Raw genomic sequence first — 20,996 nt, 5'->3', positions numbered from 1 at the left:
CAAGAACGGAGTCAAATCATATGCAATGACTTTGATATTTATTTTACCAAATGCAAGATGTAAGAAATGGCAGCTTTACCATAGAGTGCTTTAACAAAGCATAATGCGCCCTACGACTTATGCATAAAATAGAAAAATATGCCTACCCACGATATAATAGATAATCGCAATCAAAAATTAGTAGACCAAATCAAGCGCATTCTCGACTCATCAGAAGCGGCTCATTTTGCGGTAGGTTACTTCTTTATTTCTGGCTTCACCGCCATTGCAGAACGCCTCGCCAACATGAAAGAATTACGTCTGCTAATTGGCAATACTAGCAATCGCGAAACCATTGAACAAATAGCCCAAGGATACCGAAGACTAGAATTAATTGAAGATAAAATCGAAGCGCAAAAATATCCCAAGCGCAGTGAAGAAAAACAGATGGCGAGTGTTACAGCAGCCAATATCCGTTCCAGTATCGAACTCATGGATCAGACAGATGAAGCTGAGATACTGGTAAAAAATCTCGTGCAGATGATTGAAGAAAAACGGCTTCACGTCCGGGTTTACACCAAAGGAACTTTACACGCCAAGGCTTATATTTTTGACTACGGTACTGTTTACGATCATAAAGGTAGAGCCTTAGAACGTGCTGAGAAAGGCATTGCTATAGTTGGTTCATCCAATCTTACCCTTTCTGGTATCACCCATAATACCGAACTCAATGTAGTCATTCACGGAAACGATAACCATACAGAATTAACTCACTGGTTTGATGAACTGTGGAACGAAGCGGAAGATTTTAACGAAGCCTTGATGAGAGAAATGAAACAATCTTGGGCGGGTTCTACAGTTCGTCCCTATGATGTTTATATGAAAACTCTCTATAGTTTAGTAAAAGACAGATTAGAAGATACCGCACCAAAAGACATAATTTTAGAAGACGTAATTACTAAACAATTAGCAGATTTTCAAAAAGTCGCCGTTAATAATGCTGTGCAAAATATCAGAGACTATGGCGGCGCTTTCGTCTCGGATGTTGTCGGACTGGGAAAAAGCTTTATTGGCGCTGCAATTGTTAAAAGATTTGAACAAACAGAACGCGCACGTCCTTTAATTATTTGTCCTGCACCACTACTAGAAATGTGGGAACGTTACAACGAAGTCTACCAGCTAAATGCTCGTGTTCTTTCAATGGGAATGCTCAAACAAGACGAGGAAAGCAGATTCAAAGTTTTGTTAGATAATTTCAGATTTCAAGATAGAGATTTTGTACTTATAGACGAAAGCCATAACCTGCGAAATCACACGACTCAAAGATATAAAGTCCTAGAAGCATTTTTAGCTGCTGGTAAACGTTGTTGCTTATTAACAGCGACTCCGCGAAATAAGAGTGCTTGGGATATCTACCACCAGCTAAAACTATTTCATCAAGACGACAAAACTGATTTACCGATAGATCCTCCTGATTTAAAAGAATATTTCCAATTAGTTGAAAAAGGCGAGAAAAAGTTACAAGAATTACTCTCTCATATCCTAATTCGTCGTACCCGCAACCATATTCTACGTTTTTACGGTTTCGACTCACAAACTCAACAAGCAGTAGATCCAGCTAACTTTCGTGAGTACCTGGAAGGAAGCCGACGCGCTTACGTCATCGTTGGTGGAAAGCATCGCTTTTTTCCCAAGCGAGAACTAGAAACCATTGAGTACAGCATTGAGGATACATACCAAGGACTATACCAAGAATTACGTCAATACTTGGGTAAATCTCGCAAGCGCCAATTAGCCAAACCACCAACTAACGAACTCAGTTATGCGCGTTATGGACTGTGGAATTATGTTTTAAAAGATAAACAAAAGCAAGAACCTTATAACACATTGCAGCGCGCAGGCGCTAACTTGCGAGGACTCATGCGAGTGCTGTTGTTTAAGCGCTTTGAGTCCAGTGTTTGCGCTTTTCAAAAATCTATCAAAAAACTCTTGATAGTGCATGAAAGGTTTTTAAAAGCACTGTCTCAAGGATTTGTCGCAGCTGGAGAAGAAGCCCAAACTCTGCTATCGGAAGATTATAACCAAGCAGAAGAACAAGATTTGATGGATGGATTGCAAAAAGTCTCTGATAAATATGATATAGCAGATTTTGATGCAGAAAAGTTACAACAGCATATCGAGCATGATATTAAACTGCTAAAAAAGATTTTGGCATTAGTTGAACCTATCACCCCTGAAAAAGACAGCAAACTACAAACTCTTCTTAATTGGTTATCTAAATCTACTCTGAAAAATAAAAAACGATTAATTTTCACTCAGTATGCAGATACAGCAAAGTATCTATATGAGAACTTAAACCCAGGCGGACAACGAGATGATTTTGATGTCATTTATAGTGGTAGCAACAAGAATAAAGCGCGTTTAGTGGGAAGATTCGCGCCGAACGCTAACAAGGAATATAAATTTAAACCAGGTGAATCAGAAATTAATACACTGATTGCTACCGATGTCTTGGCAGAAGGTTTAAACCTCCAAGATGGTGATCTGATAATGAATTACGATTTGCACTGGAATCCAGTAAAATTGATTCAGCGTTTTGGTCGTATAGATAGAATTGGTAGCGAGAAAGATGTCATTTATGGATACAACTTTTTACCTGAATTGGGTATTGAACGCAATTTAGGTTTGAAGCAAAAGCTGAAAAATAGAATTCAGGAAATTCATGATACTATCGGTGAAGATGCTGCGATTCTTGACCGAACTGAGCAACTCAACGAAGAAGCTATGTATGCCATTTACGAACAACAAGGCAAACAGTTGAGTCTCTTTGATATTGAAGCAGAAGAGGATTTTTTGGATTTAAATGAAGCTGAAGAAATTCTGAGAAAATTACAAAAACATGACCTCGGAGAATATGAACGAATTGCTCATTTACCGCATGGTATTCGTACAGCTAAATTCTCTATGCAGCAAAACGGAACATACGTTTTCTGTGAAGCTTCAGACCCCAATAGACCTGATATAAAAGGCTACCAGCAGTTATTTTTATTGGACGACAAAGGGAAAATCATTTCTAGGGATATCCCCCGCATCTTGGGTGCAATTAAAGCTGATTCCACCACTCCCACCTCAACTCTTCCCAAAGAACATAACTCTGCTGTCATGCGCCTGAAACATCAATTTGCAGAAGAAGTAAAGCATCGTCAAGCCGAAAGGGAGTTTAACGCGCGTTTGACTCAAGGTCAAAGGTATATTCTGCGGGAATTGAGGATCTTTTTTAAAGCGATTGCACATGAAGAACTCAAAACTCAGGTCAATATTTTAGAAAAAACGTTTCGCGCTTGTGTGAATCAAGCAGTCAACCGAGAGTTAAATAAATTGCGGCGTGATGGTTTCACAGGTCAAGAATTGTTCAGTCAACTGGTACAGATTTACCGTCAACATAATATGCGCGAATGGCAAGATAACAGTTTACCTACATTATCTCAGCCAATACCCATGATTGTTTGTAGTGAAGCTTTGGTATGATTTCATGGAATCATCTCTAGTTTCGAGAGTACCATTTTGTTTAATCTTTCAGTATTCGGCTGTTTGACTGGCATGGTTTAACTCCTACTTGAAATCATATCTATTAAACTTTAGCTAGCGTCACTTTATGAGGCTGGTCTTGATATTTTCCTGCACGATCTGCATAAGTAGTTCCACATGGTTCGCCTTCCATAAATAAAGCTTGAACTACACCTTCATTGGCGAATACTCGACAATCAGCACTAGAGGAATTCGACACCTCCAGTGTCAGCCAGCCTGTCCAACCACTTTCTCCGGGAGTCAGGTTCCAAATTAACCCACAACGAGCATATGTAGATTTGCCAATAAATAAACAAGTAATATTAGGTGGAATAACAAGCCGTTCTAGTGCAACTCCTAAACCATAAGAGTGTGCAGGAATAATAAAATAATCACCATCTTCATCGGAGTGTAATGGTACAGATTCAAGATTATCAGGATTAAATCTTTTAGGATTAACTACTGTGCCAGGAATATGACGGAATACCTTGAATTCTACAGGTGACAACCTAATATCATATCCATAAGAAGAAAGTCCATAACTCAGGACTGGACGAGGTAAACCTGTGCTATCTATCGAAACAGCACGAACCAAACTAGGTTCAAAAGGTTCAATCATACCCAATTGAGCTTGCTGAATTATCCACCGGTCATTTTTTAACATTTACTTCTCCATATTAATGTGTTTTAGACTTATCATTTACCTCCAATCCGGAATCTTTGATGAACGAATTGAAGCTTCTGCTTTAGTTATTTTGCTCTCAATTCATAACCTTCGAGGTTATGTTTGTAACACTGATTCATCTCACCGCACCAGACGCGTAGCGACTTCCGCAGGTACGGAGTACCGTTACAGCGGGAGCCTTCTCTCGGAGATAGGTAATATTATAATGTCGTAACTCGGTATCGATACACTCAATTACGGTTGATAACTACGACGAATTTCGGTAATTTGGTCTGCTATTTCTAGAATAGATTTGGGCATTTGTGATCCTGTCAGGACAATATCGATGTGGGAAGGACGTTTTGCCAGAAATGCTAGAACTTCTGTTTCAGCAATTAAGCCAAAGTGAATCCCTAAGCTTAGCTCATCTAATACAACCAGAGAATACTTACCTTCACACACAACCTTTTGTGTATATTGCCACAATTTTTGTAAAGATTTCGTTTCGCTTTCGTCCAAGTGTGGTGTATCAATGCAACGAGGCAAATCACAGCGAATCCAATCTAACTTTTGTCCCAGTCGAATCGGGTTTTCTTGTCCTTGACGAATCCCACCCTTGAGAAACTGTACTACTAACACTGGTGTGCCTTGACCGGCGATTCTCAGTGCTTGAGCCACAACACTAGTAAAAAAACTACGATGATAGGTAGTGAAAACTTGTATGATGCCTTCAACGGAGTATGGTACATCGAGGGTTGAATTTAAGTTTGGGGTTTCTAATTGAGCAAGCATATAGTATCTAAAATAAAACAATAAAAGTCAGTGGTTTTGCTTAAATTTATGCTATCGAAAGTAGACTGTATAATCTAGCTGCTTTTGAGGATACGTAATGTATTTTGGTGCGTCGTATTCTTAGTCAAACACTACATTTATGCTGAAGTCAAGAGTTATGGAAACACAGATGATTGCTTTTTCTCAGAAAGTTGTTGTAAAAATAGAAACATATAACGAAAAACATAAATCAATTAAGAGACAGGACAAATGAGTGTGAAAGTTTTCTCTCAGGGAGTTTTGACTGTTTTCTGCGTTGGTGTATTCTGAATTCTTTTCAAAAAATTAGGAGCGAATGTTGTGAAATTAGTCATAATAGGAGGTTCGGGAGCAGGGAAAAGCACTCAAGCACAAGGGCTTTGCACATACTTTAATATTCCTCTGATTTCCAGTGATCAGATATTACAAGATATGATCTGCGCGCAGTGCAGCAGCGAAGCTATCGCTGCTTTTTGCCCAGAGGATTTTCCTCAAAAAAATTCTATTCCTAAAGGAAACTCAGAACAAGATAACGGAGGTATCCTAGAGCACCAGCACAGGTTTGCAATTTCATCCTTTTCCTATCTCGGTAATCTCGCACAGTCATACATGGAGACAGGAGAACTCGTTCTAGACGAAATAATTCTTGAATCCATCCAGATTCAGCTAAAAAAGTCTGATTTTAAGGATAATTGGGTGTTGGAGGGTTATCCTAGTATAGCAGAGCAAGCTGAGGGATTGGACTTTTTATTAGATGATCTAGGGCACAATTTAGACTGGGCAATCTACTTACAAGTCCCACAAGCCGTTATGGTGAATCGTTGTATGGAACGTTTTCTTCCAGATGATCTACCGGAAATTGTCCAGCGTCGTGTGGAAACTTTTTATGACCGTACTGTTCCGATTTTAGAGTATTATGATCGTCGCCGCCGCTTGTTAACTATCAACGGAGACCAGCCACCACAAGCTGTGCAGCAAAATATTATCGATTTACTTTTAACTTCCCAATAAGCTTTGAGACAAAAGTATAGTGATTATCTTTTTTAGAGTACCAAACTCTGTGTATGTTGTTGACTATTGGCTAGAAAATGAGTCAAGCTTTATAATATTTAAAGCCTAATACTCAAAGCATAACCGACTGTATAGTGGATACAAATTTTAAGGCAAACCCAATGGCTTGGCAGCGTCCAGACGGTCGGCAACCCTACCAACTACGTCCTATTAGCTTTCAGCAAAGTTTTACGCGCTTTGCGCCTGCAGCTGTTCTGGCAAAATGCGGCGACACTCAAGTACTTTGTAGCGTCAGCGTAACACAGGGAGTTCCTAAATTTCTAGAAGGAACTGGTAAAGGTTGGCTAACTGCGGAATATCGAATGCTACCAACAGCCACACCGCAACGGCAAGAACGGGAATTTATGAAGTTGTCTGGACGAACTCAAGAAATCCAACGTTTGATTGGACGTAGTTTAAGAGCAGCATTAGATTTAGAAGCGATAGGAGAACGCACGCTGACTGTTGATGCAGATGTGTTGCAAGCAGATGCTGGAACCAGGACAACAGCGATTACAGGCGGGTTTGTGGCATTAGCGAATGCAATCTCTAAATTGTTGCAGCAAGGAGTATTAGAGCGATCGCCTATCATTGGACAGGTAGCAGCGATTTCTGTAGGATTGTTGCAAGGTGAGCCGTTTTTGGATCTGAACTACATTGAAGATGTCAGGGCTGAGGTAGATTTTAATGTGGTGATGAATCAGCAGTTGGGGATAATAGAAGTTCAGGGCACTGCCGAAGAAGGTAGTTTTAGCCGTACCCAACTCAATTCTCTACTGGATTTTGCGGAGAAAGGCATTCAACAATTATTAATTGCCCAACGTGAAGCGATCGCAAACTGGAATGAACTCTACCAAGGCTAAAACAGTTCTATGCTTTAAACCTTGCACATTTTAAGAATATTCCACTTCTTATCCATTAGCCCAGACGCTTCAAGTGATATTTCCGCAAAATTTCCGTAAATTCTATGTAGAGCGCCCAGCTTTCCGTTGGAAGCGAGTAGGTTTTCAAGTCTGGGGCTGACTGATATGATTATAGTATAGGGATTGAAACCGCTTCTGTCGCTACATCCGCCCTTTAAGAGGAGGCGGTATTCTTCCTGTCGTTGTTTATAAAAATTTTTGTTACGATTTGGCAAGAATTTTGTACAACGGCTCAACCAGGCTCTACATCCATATGAATGATGTTAAAAGTTTCAAAAACTAAAAAGGGAAGTTGTCATTATTTCGCTATTGTATTGCTTGAAGTAGCTAGTTTGAAGATGACGCGATGAGCACAAAAATTGAAGTTCTTGGGGATCAAACAACACTAATTGCGCGAGCGTTAGAATTGATCTTGTCTAAAATAGAAATAGCTATCAAAGAGCGTGGGCAGTTTACGATTGCCTTGTCTGGTGGCAGTACACCGAAACCGTTGTACGAGGCAATCTCTAGCCAAAAACTGCCTTGGGACAAAATTCACGTGTTTTGGGGAGATGAGCGTTACGTAGCACCTGAGCATCCAGATAGCAATCAACTGATGACGCGTCGTGCGTGGTTAGATCGCGTCGATATCGGGCCAGGTAACATCCATCCCATACCCACAGATGAAGCTGACCCCGCAATGGCAGCAGCTAAGTACGAAAGACATCTACAGGAATTTTTTCACTCCTCACCAGGAGAATTTCCTCCTTTAGATGTGAATTTGCTAGGAATGGGAGATGATGGTCACACCGCATCTTTGTTTCCCCATACCGAAGCTTTAAAGGTTACAGATAAGCTGATTACAGTTGGGAACAAAGACGCAAACCCTCGCATCACCTTTACATACCCATTCATTAACTCTGCTCGCTGCGTTATCTTTGTTGTTGCTGGTGCGAATAAAAGACCAGCTCTTGCTCAAGTCTTTGCACCTGTGGCAGATGAGTTGACTTACCCATCCCGCTTAATTCAACCTGAAGGAGAACTTTGGTGGTTGCTAGATGCGGCTGCTGGAAGTGATCTAAAAAAGGATGCAGGGTAAAACAACAAGTAATGAAGTATGAAGGATGAAACTCAATCACACTTCATAAGACTTCATACTTCGACTTTCAAACGCATTTGTTAAAACCGAAAGCTAGAGTTGCCCCTCTGCTTGAACGCACTATTACACCATAGAACATCAACAAAGGCTAACCTAACCTCATGATCGTCTGCCCTAATTGCAATCACCCAAACCCAGACGGCGCTGTCCAGTGTGAAGCTTGCTACACCCCATTACCAGCTACTAGTAACTGTCCCAGTTGTGGGGCAAACGTACAGACAGATGCAGCTTTTTGCGGTCAGTGTGGTTATAACCTGCGTGCAGCTATTCCCACTGCTGCTAGCGCACCTAATGTACCGCCTCTGGTTAACCCTGAGCCACTACAACCACAACCGATATCGGTTAATGGTGCTGATTACACACCCCCTAATTCCGCACCTATACCGCCAACAGCAGTTGCATTTGATGAATCACTAGAGACAACACAAAGCAGCCCACCGCCACCAACCATCACTACCCCACCTCCACAACCTGTTTTCAGCGAACCCCCATCAATACCAACTCCACCCCCACAAGAGCAAGTATCAGCACAACTAACTCCACCCCCAATACCAACTCCACCCCCACAAGAGCAAGTATCAGCACCACCAACTCCACCCCCAGAACCAACTCCTACAACTGCCCAAACTCCACCGCCAACTGTTGTCACATCTAGTGTTTCTAGAACTCAATTGCAGCAGGAGATGGCAAGACTGATCCACGTTCAAACAGACAGGATAATTGAGTTACCGCAAAACCTTTCTGTTGTTCATATGGGCAAGCCCAATGATCGCATTCCTCCAGATATAGATGTTTCTGGATTTCCCAATTCAGAAATTGTTTCGCGGATTCATGCTGATATTCGTTTAGAGGGAGGCGCTCATTATATCGAAGATGTAGGAAGTTCTAATGGTACCTACATCAATAACTTGGCCTTATTGCCAGGAAATCGGCATCGTTTGCGCCCAGGCGATCGCATCAGTTTGGGTAAGGGAGATTTAGTAACGTTTCTGTTTCAAGTTTCCTAAAATAATTTGTGTCTAGTGGTTGAAACAGTGAACAGTGAACAGTAAACAGTTAACAAAAGAAACAGATCCGTATTTTCTGTTGTAACTGATAACTGATAACTGATAACTGGTTGATTATGCTACTAGACACAAACAACCGATAGATAAATACAACTACAATCGAAATGATAGGAAGACAATGCCCATTAAAAGTGAACCATGACTAACCTTGGAAAAAATTTTGAACCCTTGCTTACTAGAGAAGCCCCAAAAACAGTTGACCGGATGGGTTTGTTTTGGCTTCTTGCTGCAGCGATCGCTACTATTGTGCTGTGGCAAGTTCCAGGAGGTAATTACATTTTATACCCATTCACCATTCTGGCAACTTGGTTTCATGAAATGGGTCACGGCTTGATGGCACTCCTTTTAGGGGGACAGTTCCAGCAGCTGGAGATTTTTTCCAATGGTTCGGGTGTTGCTTTTCATAGCCTTCCGTTGTACTTAGGACCCATTGGTCGTGCTTTGGTTGCTGCAGCAGGACCAATGGGTCCACCTATCGCTGGTGCAGGTTTAATTTTGGCTTCTCGTAGTTTTAGAGCTGCGCATTTGAGTTTGACGATTTTGGGAGGTTTTTTACTGATTTCGACACTCATCTGGGTACGCTCACTATTTGGAATCGTCGCAATTCCTCTACTTGGTCTGATTATCCTTGGTGTTGCACTAAAAGCTCCTCGTTGGATGCAGGGATTTGGGATTCAATTTCTCGGCGTACAAGCTTGTGTTAGTACTTACCATCAAGTGGACTATTTATTTAGCGCCTCTGCTGGTCCTGGTTTGCTCTCTGACACAGCGCAAATGCAGCAGCAATTGCTTTTACCTTATTGGTTTTGGGGTGGATTAATGGCGATCGCATCTCTAGTAATTTTGGTGCAAAGTCTCCGTATTGCATATCGCTCTAAGTAATCATGACCTCTTCACTCAAGATCCTCTTGATAAAAGGTTTGCAGCAAATTTTCCAATTTCTCTTGCGGACAGCATTCTATCAGGGCTTCAAAAACCTCTACCAATTTTGCTGCACTGTCTCCTAATATTGGACTCAACCCCCACACATCCTGCACCCAGTCATGAGGGCGTGCATCATCAAAAATAAGACGTTCTAGGAGTTGTTTTGCTTCTGTTTTTGAGATGGACATATTATTTTTCTTTATATAAGTTAATTTTTTTAGTTTAATGGTTGGTCTTAAGTCATTACCAGTATAAAGCTTGACTGTTCATTCTCAACCCGTAAGAAATTTATTTGGCTCTCAACTAAAGCTCAAGACTATCCAAAAGTATGAAATAGTCACTTTCATGATACAGTTCTGGTTGTTGATTAAGCAGAACAATCAGGACACCTACTCATATCATGTCCCTTTCAAGACTTATCATTAAGACTGTAAAGGCGCGGGGCACAGGTTTGAGGGAGAGAGGGTTTTAAAGTTCTTGTACAAAACGCGAATAATAACTAATCAACCAGACTTCATATCAAAAGTCAATTTTCCATCAAAACTGTTACATAAGCTACAATAATAACTTGCTCCTAAAAATTACTGGGCTATACTTGTTTTTGACGTTAAACAAATACCTAAAACCTTTCTGTAGAACCTGAGCCTTCAAGCGAAATATGCGCTAACGTAGGGGGTGAATCATTCTGTGTGATTCTTCTTTATAAAATCGTTAGATAGAAGGAGTGTTATTTTCAGGATTAAGTGTAGAAAAATAAGGTATTGGTCTAGTTAATGTTTAAAAATTTGCCATGCATGAACTGGTTCAAACTATCTTAAATAGTGAAGAAAAAACTGCTCTGCGTCATTTAATCAAGACTTTGAGTGCCTTGGATCAAAGGTACTTTCTGAGAAACGAAATTTTACATGTTTTTGCTGAGTACTGTCAAAATTCAGAAAAGCCAGGTTACTTCTTCCACTCTTCCTCTGTAGGAAAACTCATACACTACACCCACGAAATGATTGTGGAAGGAGAAATTACATGGTTTATTCTGCGACCAAGGATTGGTAGCCAAGAGGTTTGGCGGCTTGGGGCAAACATGACAAGTTTTGAGCAGATGACGCCAGAAGCTTTACTGGATGCGCGCGATCACTTGGTCAACCGCTCTCAATCCCAAATCTTAAAAATTGATTTCAGTCCATATTACCACGGTTACCCTAGAATTAACGACCCGAGAAACATTGGTCAAGGTCTAGGTTTTCTCAACCGTCACCTATGCGGTCAAGTGTTGACTGATCCTGAATACTGGTTAGAGGTTTTGTTTGATGTTTTTCACCGACATTCCTATGATGGTATTCCCTTACTGATCAACGGTCGTATCGATTCAGGTAAACAGCTAGCCAAACAACTCAAGCAAGCCCTAAATTTCCTCAACGAACGTCCTCAAGGCGAACCTTACGAAAAATTTCGCTTTGACCTTCAAGAACTCGGTTTTGAACCAGGTTGGGGTAACACAGCATCGCGAGTGCGTGAAACGCTAGAACTTCTCAACCGACTGATTGACACTGCAGAACCAGCCATTCTAGAAACTTTTGTCTCGCGTGTTCCCACAGTTTTTCGTGTTGTCCTGGTTTCCATACACGGCTGGGTTTCCCAAGAAGGTGTTTTGGGAAGACCTGAAACAACAGGTCAAGTTATCTACGTTCTTGAACAAGCGCGTCACCTAGAAAATAAACTCCAAGAAGAAATCAAACTTGCAGGATTAGACGTTCTTGGTATCCAACCCCAAGTTATCATTTTGACTCGTCTGATCCCCAACTGCGAAGGAACATTGTGCAATCTACGCTTGGAAAAAGTTGAGGGCACACAAAATGCCTGGATCTTGCGCGTTCCTTTTGCTGGTTCTAATCCTAATGTCACTCAAAACTGGATTTCCAGATATGAGATTTGGCCTTATCTAGAAAGATTTGCCCTTGACGCAGAAACAGAACTCCTCGCCCAATTTCGAGGTAGTCCAGATCTGATCATTGGTAACTACAGCGATGGTAACTTAGTTGCTTTTCTGTTGGCGCGCCGTCTGAAAGTGACTCAGTGCAACATTGCTCATTCTTTGGAAAAACCCAAGCACCTTTTCAGTAACTTGTACTGGCATGATTTAGAGGATAAATACCATTTTTCAGCACAATACACTGCTGATCTTATCGGTATGAACGGGGCAGACTTCATCATTACATCGACCTACCAAGAAATTGTGGGTACACCCGATACACGCGGTCAGTATGAGTCTTACAAATGTTTTACGATGCCCCAGCTGTATCATGTGGTAGATGGTATTGACTTGTTCAGTCCCAAATTCAACATGATACCACCAGGGGTGAATGAACATATCTTCTTCCCCAGTAACCAGAAACAAGACCGAGATATTACTGTTAGCAGAACAGTTGAAGATCTACTGTTTACCCGTGAAGATCCTCAAATCCTTGGACACCTAGAAAATCAAAGCAAGCGACCCATCTTTGCCGTTGGTGCGATGACTGCCATTGATAACCTTGCGGGTTTGGCAGAATGCTTTGGTAAAAGTCAGGAATTACAGCAGAGTTGCAATTTAATTATTGTGGCTGACAAGCTGCATCCTCATCAAGCAACAAATTCAAAAGAAACAGAAGAAATCGAAAGACTCCACAATATTATCAACGAGTATAATCTTCACGGTCACATTCGTTGGGTAGGAATGCAAATCCCCATTGCCGAGCTGGGAGAAGCATACCGTATTATTGCGGATTTCCAAGGAATTTTCGTCCATTTTGCCCGCTTTGAAGCCTTTGGACGAACCATTCTCGAAGCTATGAGTTCCGGATTACCAACTTTTGCCACTCAATTTGGCGGTTCCTTAGAAATCATCGAAAATGGAGAAGATGGTTTTCTGCTAAATCCAACAGACTTAGAAGGAACAGCCAAGACGATATTAAGCTTTATTGACCAGTGCAATGCTTATTTAGAACACTGGTATAAGATATCGGAGTTGGTGATTCAGCGTGTACGTAACAAATATAACTGGCAGTCACACACCAAACAGTTGTTACTGCTAGCTAAAATCTATAGCTTTTGGAAGTTTGTCAACCAGGAAGTTAGCGAAGCCAAAGCTGGCTACGTGGAAACTTTATTTTATCTGCTCTACAAACCTAGGGCTGAGAAAATTTTGGAACAACATATGCAAAGGTAACATCTGATCTCAAAAACCCCCGGTTTGCCATGGATAAAACAGATAATTCCCACGACTTTACTTATACAGATTGGACACTTGTCGAAACCCAGCTTAAGCCGAACCAGATTCAGCACAGAGAAACTGTTTTCACTATTGGCAACGGTTATCTGGGAACGCGGGGAAGTTTTGAGGAAGGTTCTACTCGTGCAGTACCAGCAACCTTCATTCATGGGGTTTATGATAATGTTCCTCTTGTCTACACCGAACTTGCTAACTGTCCCGACTGGTTACCATTGATTGTCACAGTCGATGGCGAACGCTTCCGTACCGAACGCGGCGAGATATTGAGCTACGAGCGACAGCTTGACCTCCTTCGTGGTATCCTTAGGCGTAAGGTACGTTGGCGCAGTCCTGGCGGAAAGACAATAGATCTCTGCTTTGAACGCTTTGCAAGTCTTGCAGATGAACATGTTTTAGGGCTACGCTGTCAGTTAACGCCAGTAGATTTTGACGGGTTGATTGAAATTCAAGGTAGCATTAGTGGCTATCCTGAAAATCAAGGTTTCAACCATTGGGAATTGATAGACCAAGGCAAAACCAATCGAGGAGCCTGGTTGCAACTCCAGACTCGCAACACCCGGATTAACTTGGGGATGGCTGTTGGAATGACGGTATTAGGAGCCGATGCGCCAGTACAAGTCAGTAGTCCTCCAGGTTATCCGACTTTGAGCACCGTATTCCAAGCTTCTTTAGGACAAACGGTTACTGTGGATAAGTTTGTCACAGTTTTCACGTCACGAGATGTGGATAACCCTGTAAAAGAAGCTAATGAAAAGCTTGCTCAACTCCCAGACTATGAAGCGTTGGTAGATGCCCATGTACAAGCATGGGCCCAGGCTTGGGATAAAAGCGACATCTTGATTGAAGGAGATACCAAAGCTCAACTTGCCGTTCGATACAATATCTTTCAATTACTGATCTCAGCCCCAGAGCACGATGAGAAGGTGAGTATCCCAGCAAAAACACTTTCAGGCTTTGGCTATCGCGGTCATGTGTTTTGGGATACGGAAATTTTTATCTTGCCCTTTTTCATTTACACTCAACCGAAACTTGCTCGTAACTTGCTCACTTACCGCTACCTGACGTTAAATGGTGCCAGACGTAAGGCATCTCATTACGGGTATAAAGGGGCAATGTATGCTTGGGAAAGTGCAGAAACTGGTGATGAAGTGACACCACGTTGGTTGCCTCCTAACGATTTTTACGGAGAAGACATAAGGATTTGGTGTCGCGATCGCGAAATCCACATTAGTGCTGATATTGCTTATGCCGTTTGGTACTATTGGAAAGCGACTGACAACGATGAGTGGATGCGCGACTGCGGTGCAGAAATTCTTCTCGATACTGCTGTTTTCTGGGGGAGTCGCGTTGAGTATAACACCAAGCACGAACGGTATGAAATTCGCGGGGTGATTGGAGCGGATGAGTACCACGAGATTGCAGACAACAACGCTTTTACAAACCGGATGGTGCAATGGCATTTGGAGAAAGCGCTGTTTGTCTATGACTGGTTGCGTCATACTTACCCTGACAGGTTTAACACACTCCAACAAAAACTGCAGCTGAGTGCAGGACGAATTTCTCGTTGGCAAGACATTATCAATAATATATGGATTCCCTACGATCCTTCGACAGGACTTGTCGAGCAATCCGAGGGGTTCTTTAAATTAGAAGATATCGACTTGGCAGAGTACGAACCACGTAACCGCTCAATACAAATGATTTTGAGTATTGAGGAAACAAATAAGCGCCAGGTACTCAAACAGCCAGATGTGTTGATGCTTTTGTACTTAATGCGCCAATCACAGGAATTTCCCTACACCCCAGAAACGGTGGAGAAAAACTGGGACTACTACGCACCCCGTACAGACATCACCTACGGTTCATCTCTAGGACCTGCCATTCATGCTATCTTAGCCTCGGATTTGGGCAAATCCAAAGAGGCTTATGAACACTTTATGCAAGCTGCATTAGTAGATATTGAAGATGTTCGTGGCAATGCTCACGAAGGAATTCATGGTGCTAGTGCTGGTGGTGTTTGGCAAGCTGTGGTTTTGGGGTTTGGCGGAGTCCAATTTGCAGAACATCAACCAACAGCAACGCCACAATTACCACCGGGGTGGAAACGTCTGAAGTTCAAGCTTCATTGGCGTGGCGAGTGGCACGAAATCGACTTACGTCCTACACCACAAGATACTATGACACTTCCAGATATCCGAGGAGTTATTTTCGATTTGGATGGTGTTCTTACAGATACAGCAGAATACCACTACTTAGGCTGGCAAAAGCTGGCAGATGAAGAGGGATTACCCTTTAACCGCGAAGCAAATGAAGATCTGCGGGGTGTTTCTCGTCGCGAGTCACTGCTGAAGATAGTTGGTAAAAAGCAGTACTCAGAAAAACAACTCCAGGAGATGATGGATCGCAAGAACCGCTACTATGTGGACTTTATCCAGACAATGACGCCGGGAGATTTATTGCCAGGAACAATTGCATTGTTGGATGAGTTGAAGCAAGCTGGGATTAAGATAGCCCTTGGTTCTGCAAGCAAAAATGCTCAAACGGTACTCGAAAAACTGGGTATTGCTGATCGCTTTGATGTGGTTGCTGACGGTTACAGCGTGCAGCAACCCAAGCCAGCACCAGACTTATTTCTCTTTGCTGCCCAACACTTAGGACTCAAACCTGAGCAATGTGTCGTTGTCGAAGATGCAGCCGCAGGTATTGAGGCTGCGCTTGCCGCCGGCATGTATGCTATAGGACTTGGTCCTAGTGAACGAGTGGGATCAGCACACGTTGTGTTACCTAATCTCGCGGGTGTTCATTGGACGGAATTACGGGACAAATTGAGTAACGATCAGTAAAACGACGAACAAAAGCAAATTATATACAAGGCAGAAGGTAGAAGGCAAAAGGCACAACTTCTACTTTCTGCCTTCTGCTTTATGGCACGATACAAATGTATAAGTTTGATGCTTAAATAATACTGTCTACCATATGGGGAAAACTTCCATAACCTATGCTGAGGAGGACCTTCCCATCCCCAGAAGCGCTTCGACGCTTCCCGTTCGGTCTAGCTGATATTGCCCTGATTTTTGGCACATTGGTGTTACTAGGGCTAATCGCACGTGTCGGTGCTGGTACTTTAGTGAGTTTTGTACCGCCGGATGTAGTGCCAGATGTTAGCCTCAATCCGGTTCATCTGCCATACTACGCTGCACGCTCAACTCTGCGGATGTTTATCGCGCTGTTTTGCTCAACATTGTTTACTTTAATCTATAGCTATGTTGCTGCCAAAAGCCGTCGTGCAGAACAAGTCTTGATCCCACTCCTCGACATTTTACAGTCAGTACCGGTACTGGGCTTTTTGTCGATTACGGTGACAGGCTTTATTGCTCTATTCCCTGGGAGTTTACTGGGATTAGAAGCAGCGTCAATTTTTGCCATTTTTACAAGTCAGGTCTGGAATATGACCTTTTCGTTCTACCAGTCGTTGAGAATGGTACCAAGCGAATTAGATGAGGCAGCAAGGCTTTATCGGCTTTCGGCCTGGCAGCGGTTTACAAAGCTGGAAGTGCCAAGCGCGATGATTGGGCTAATCTGGAACGCAATGATGAGTTTTGGAGGCGGCTGGTTTTTTGTCGCAGCTAGTGAAGCTATTAGTGTACTCAACCAGAAGTATACGTTACCCGGACTTGGTTCTTACGTAGCAGCAGCAGTCACCGCTCAGGATTTGCCTGCTTTAGGTTGGGCATTCCTAACGATCGCTGTGGTTATTTTACTGGTAGACCAACTGTTCTGGCGACCGCTGATTGCCTGGGCTGATAAGTTCCGCTTAGAACAGAGTTCGGCAGCAGAGGCTCCCAATTCCTGGGTGTTCGATTTGCTCAAAGCCGCGCGACTACCACGTTTAATGAGACGGGCATTCACTCCGGTGGGTGAAACTATCAACCGCCTGTTATCATCACTGACCCCACAGCGTCCACGAGTTGCGATCAACCAGAGTCGGCAAGTGGCGAGCGATCGCCTCTACAATTTCGCATTATTAATCGTGATTGGCGGATTGCTGGTTGCTGGGTTGCACTTTATTCTCACAACAGTGGGATTGGGTGAGGTGTTCAAGACTTTTGTGCTGGGGTTACTGACCTTGGGACGTGTACTGGTGCTACTAGTGCTAGCTACGCTGATCTGGACACCAATTGGTGTGGCGATCGGGTTCAACCCGCGACTATCACGCCTGTTGCAGCCTGTGGTACAATTTTTAGCATCCTTCCCAGCAAATTTCATTTTCCCCTTCGCGACTCTGTTCTTCATTCGTGCTCATGTCAGCATCGATTGGGGTAGTATTTTCTTGATGTCCCTGGGTGCCCAGTGGTACATTCTCTTTAACTCCATTGCTGGAGCTATGAGCATTCCAACTGACCTGCGCGAAATGGCAACGGATGTTGGTTTGCGTGGCTGGCGGTTGTGGCGCAAGTTAATCATCCCTGGCATTTTCACCGCTTGGGTTACAGGCGGGATTACTGCCAGTGGTGGGGCGTGGAACGCCAGTATTGTTGCTGAAGTTGTCGCTTGGGGACAGACTACCCTGACTGCAACTGGGTTAGGAGCATACATCGCCAAGGCAACTGAAGTGGGCGACTGGCCCCGCATTACCTTGGGGATTGGAATGATGAGTCTGTATGTGGTTGCACTCAACAGAGTCTTCTGGCGACGACTGTATCAACTGGCGGAAACAAAATATCATCTGTAGAAAGGAGTGCAAGCATGACAACTACGCAAGCAACTCATGAGGTATTGATTGCCGTCGAGCAGGTTAATAAGAGTTTTCCTCTGCCAGAAGGCAAAGGAGAGTTTACGGTTCTCCGTAATGTCAACTTGACAGTTCATACAGGTGAAGTTGTAGCATTGCTGGGACGCAGTGGTAGTGGCAAAAGCACCTTGTTGCGGATCATGGCAGGCTTGATTCCACCAAGTGAAGGGCAGGTTATTAGCAGTGGTAAACGTCTGCAACAAGCTAACCAAGATGTAGCAATGGTGTTTCAAAGCTTTGCGTTGCTACCTTGGTTGACAGTCCAACAAAATGTGGAGTTGGGACTGCAAGCGCAGGGAGTCGCTCGATCTCAGCGACGCCAACAAGCACTCAAAGCAATTGACTTGGTAGGTTTGGACGGTTTTGAAAGCGCCTATCCTAAAGAGTTGTCCGGTGGTATGAAGCAACGGGTTGGCTTTGCACGGGCATTTGTTCTGGAACCGCAAGTGCTGTTTATGGATGAGCCATTCAGTGCCCTGGATGTTCTAACATCTGAGAACTTACGGGGTGAAATTGACGACTTGTGGAATGCTGGCACCTTTCCATCCAAAAGTATTTTGATTGTCACCCATAACATTGAGGAAGCTGTGTTTCTGGCGGATCGAGTGATTATCCTGGGATCAAATCCAGGGCGCGTTCGTGGTGAAGTTGTTATTGATTTGCCGCGTCCTCACGATCGCGCAAACGTTCGCTTCAAAGCGTTGGTAGACTATATCTACACGGCGATGACCAACCCAGAAGTTGAAGTGACTGGGGAAGTGGCGGTGGCAGCCCCCACAGTTCCACAACCATCTAAATCACCTTATGCTCAGTCGTTACCGCATGTACGAGTGGGTGGGATTAGTGGTTTGTTGGAGTTGATTGTAGAGAAACCAGAAGGCAAGGAAGATATTTTTAGGCTAGCAGAACGAATTCAGCTCGAAGTAGATGATCTGTTGCCAATTCTTGATGGTGCTGTGATGCTGGGCTTTGCAGATGTTATACAAGGCGATGTTCAGCTTACCGAAATTGGACGCGACTTTGCTACCACAACGATTTTGCGAAGTAAAGACTTGTTTAGACAGCAAGTACTGCAACGTGTGCCCATGTTAGTTAGTATACTACAGACGCTGCGAGAAAAACAAAATGGATCAATGGGAGGAGATTTCTTTCTGGATTTACTAGATGAATATTTTCCGCACGTAGAAACAGAAAAACAATTTGCTACTGCTATTGACTGGGGACGTTACGCAGAACTGTTTGAGTACGATGCTAGCGAAGAACGGCTTTATCTACCAGAATCAGTGCCTGCAGAGAGTAGAGAACCATAAACCCACGGCTAATTCTGCTTAACCTGAAGAGGCGACAACCCTACCGGATTTGACTGCTGCTACGAGTGCTTGATGATCTTGCTCAACTTGATGGGCGTAGGTAACAGCAAAATCTGCGACAGCAGAGTCAAAAGTATCACTTTTACCCAAGTAGCTACTGATAACAACAGAATCGCCGGAACGAGCATGGGCGCGGGCTAAGGCACAACCGCAAATTTCCGCGTAATCCTCCAAACCCCTGGCAGACATTCCCTTGAGTTTCATCGAGGTTTTCATGTCTTTTAATTGCCGAAAATAGAAATCTTGTCCGCGACTGTTACTCGTCCAACCCAAGAAAATATCACTAGCTGCCTGGATGAGGCGTTGACCATTGACTATGCGCTGTCCGTTGTGGGAGTAGGAACTTTTCCCCGCATAGGGTTCTAATACCGAGGGACGGGCTTCTTTAAATTGCAGCAGCAAAGGATCATTATCGTTACTCAACAGCAGTGCAACTGAGCAGTGAGTACCGACACTGCCAACGCCAACCACCTTCATGGCTACATCTACTAGACGGTAGCGATCTAGCAAAAACTGGCGATCGCTTTGCAGAGTGTCACGATATTGTTCAAATAACACCCTTACTTCTTCTAAATATTGCTCCTGTAGTGGTAGATGATACAACAGGGGTGGTTGATCAATAAACCGCCGTTGTCCATTCACCTCCTCTGTCATCTGCACAAATGTCTGTGACCTAGTGCGGGTAAAGGCTTTGCTTGCCATTTGCTGCCAGTATTGACGAGTTTCCTCATCAGGCGCGTGTTCCACCAGCACATTAGCATCCAGTCGCGCATACCACACCGCCAAAGTCCCCATCTGCCCATACTCCTCAATGGACAAGCGATAGGCACGGACTGCTGCTTCGGCAGCATCATAGCAGTCTTTGTCAGTCAGACGGATATCTTTCCCCGCAACAATAATACTTGTCACTAAGCGTTTTACATCCCATTCCCAAGGTGCGCTTAAGGTTTCGTCAAAGTCATTGAGGTCAAAGATAAGATTTCGTTCCGGTGTGGCAAACCCACCGAAGTTAAGTAAGTGACAATCTCCACACGCTTGTACGTGGATTCCTGTTGTGGGAGTAGTTGCCAAGTCAGCCGCTGTAATAATTGCACTTCCCCGTAGAAAAGCAAAGGTTGACTGCAACATGCGATCGTAACGGATGGGGATTAACTCTGGTATGCGTCCCTGATTTGATACATTGAGTATTTCAATTGGATCTGGACGATCTCTAGGATGCCATTCGCGGTGGGCACTTCGAGAAACAACTTGACGTAATGCTTTGCCTGCTTCCACTCGCTGTGCTACGGTAAGCTGATTATTGGGAGTCAGTTCAGCTGATTTAATAGGTGGTGTAGTAGTCATATAGAGGAAAGTATTTTTCAGTGATTAAAGACTACAAGCAGTAGGAGATGAAAGAATATTTTTCCCTCTCTTCTCCTACATCATTACATCAAAATCTTGAAAA

At 43.3% G+C, this 20,996-nt stretch carries 14 protein-coding genes; 10 read left to right on the top strand and 4 right to left on the bottom strand.

Features of this window, described 5'->3' with window-relative positions:
• Positions 1–138 precede the first annotated feature (138 nt).
• Complete coding sequence (locus tag DP114_RS28970) at positions 139–3,507, top strand: helicase-related protein (RefSeq protein ID WP_169265658.1); 3,369 nt, start codon at positions 139–141, stop codon at positions 3,505–3,507.
• 103 nt (positions 3,508–3,610) lie between these two features.
• Here the strand turns inward: DP114_RS28970 and dcd are convergent, their stop codons facing one another.
• A complete protein-coding gene (gene dcd / locus DP114_RS28965) occupies positions 3,611–4,210 on the bottom strand; it encodes a dCTP deaminase (protein ID WP_169265659.1) in 600 nt (199 codons plus the stop codon).
• 255 nt (positions 4,211–4,465) lie between these two features.
• A complete protein-coding gene (locus tag DP114_RS28960; RefSeq protein WP_171977774.1) occupies positions 4,466–5,002 on the bottom strand; it encodes a P-loop NTPase family protein in 537 nt (178 codons plus the stop codon).
• A gap of 339 nt (positions 5,003–5,341) precedes the next feature.
• Here DP114_RS28960 and DP114_RS28955 point away from each other — a divergent pair, with 339 nt between their 5' ends.
• From DP114_RS28955 to DP114_RS28935, 5 genes are all read left to right on the top strand, one after another.
• Positions 5,342–6,031 (top strand): adenylate kinase family protein, encoded by a 690-nt coding sequence (locus DP114_RS28955; RefSeq protein WP_246162864.1) that lies wholly within the window; start codon positions 5,342–5,344, stop codon positions 6,029–6,031.
• Positions 6,032–6,192: 161 nt separating this feature from the next.
• Entirely contained in the window at positions 6,193–6,933 is a 741-nt protein-coding gene (gene rph, locus DP114_RS28950) for a ribonuclease PH (RefSeq protein ID WP_171977773.1), read from the top strand.
• A 406-nt stretch (positions 6,934–7,339) separates the two neighbouring features.
• Positions 7,340–8,071 (top strand): 6-phosphogluconolactonase, encoded by a 732-nt coding sequence (pgl, locus tag DP114_RS28945; RefSeq protein WP_169265662.1) that lies wholly within the window; start codon positions 7,340–7,342, stop codon positions 8,069–8,071.
• Between the two features lie 161 nt (positions 8,072–8,232).
• Positions 8,233–9,138 carry an FHA domain-containing protein gene (locus DP114_RS28940; protein WP_171977772.1) on the top strand — a complete coding sequence of 302 codons (906 nt, stop codon included), beginning with the start codon at positions 8,233–8,235 and terminating at the stop codon, positions 9,136–9,138.
• A 198-nt stretch (positions 9,139–9,336) separates the two neighbouring features.
• Positions 9,337–10,080 (top strand): M50 family metallopeptidase, encoded by a 744-nt coding sequence (locus DP114_RS28935; protein ID WP_171977771.1) that lies wholly within the window; start codon positions 9,337–9,339, stop codon positions 10,078–10,080.
• Between the two features lie 11 nt (positions 10,081–10,091).
• Here the strand turns inward: DP114_RS28935 and DP114_RS28930 are convergent, their stop codons facing one another.
• Positions 10,092–10,310: a hypothetical protein gene (locus tag DP114_RS28930; protein ID WP_169268361.1), complete on the bottom strand. Its 219-nt coding sequence runs from the start codon at positions 10,308–10,310 to the stop codon at positions 10,092–10,094.
• A 602-nt stretch (positions 10,311–10,912) separates the two neighbouring features.
• On the opposite strand from DP114_RS28930, the gene DP114_RS28925 reads away from it, so the two are divergent.
• The 4 genes from DP114_RS28925 (at position 10,913) to DP114_RS28910 (ending at position 19,489) form a co-directional block, all read left to right on the top strand.
• Positions 10,913–13,324 carry a sucrose synthase gene (locus DP114_RS28925; protein ID WP_171977770.1) on the top strand — a complete coding sequence of 804 codons (2,412 nt, stop codon included), beginning with the start codon at positions 10,913–10,915 and terminating at the stop codon, positions 13,322–13,324.
• A gap of 29 nt (positions 13,325–13,353) precedes the next feature.
• Positions 13,354–16,230: a beta-phosphoglucomutase gene (gene pgmB, locus DP114_RS28920; RefSeq protein ID WP_169268359.1), complete on the top strand. Its 2,877-nt coding sequence runs from the start codon at positions 13,354–13,356 to the stop codon at positions 16,228–16,230.
• 155 nt (positions 16,231–16,385) lie between these two features.
• Positions 16,386–18,119: an ABC transporter permease gene (locus DP114_RS28915; RefSeq protein ID WP_171977769.1), complete on the top strand. Its 1,734-nt coding sequence runs from the start codon at positions 16,386–16,388 to the stop codon at positions 18,117–18,119.
• Between the two features lie 14 nt (positions 18,120–18,133).
• Positions 18,134–19,489 (top strand): ABC transporter ATP-binding protein, encoded by a 1,356-nt coding sequence (locus tag DP114_RS28910; protein ID WP_171977768.1) that lies wholly within the window; start codon positions 18,134–18,136, stop codon positions 19,487–19,489.
• 18 nt (positions 19,490–19,507) lie between these two features.
• Here the strand turns inward: DP114_RS28910 and DP114_RS28905 are convergent, their stop codons facing one another.
• Positions 19,508–20,893: a DUF2252 domain-containing protein gene (locus tag DP114_RS28905; RefSeq protein WP_171977767.1), complete on the bottom strand. Its 1,386-nt coding sequence runs from the start codon at positions 20,891–20,893 to the stop codon at positions 19,508–19,510.
• Positions 20,894–20,996 lie beyond the last annotated feature (103 nt).

Source organism: Brasilonema sennae CENA114 (assembly GCF_006968745.1).
GTDB classification, from domain to species: Bacteria; Cyanobacteriota; Cyanobacteriia; order Cyanobacteriales; family Nostocaceae; genus Brasilonema; species Brasilonema sennae.
This window is presented reverse-complemented; position numbering and strand designations above follow the sequence as displayed.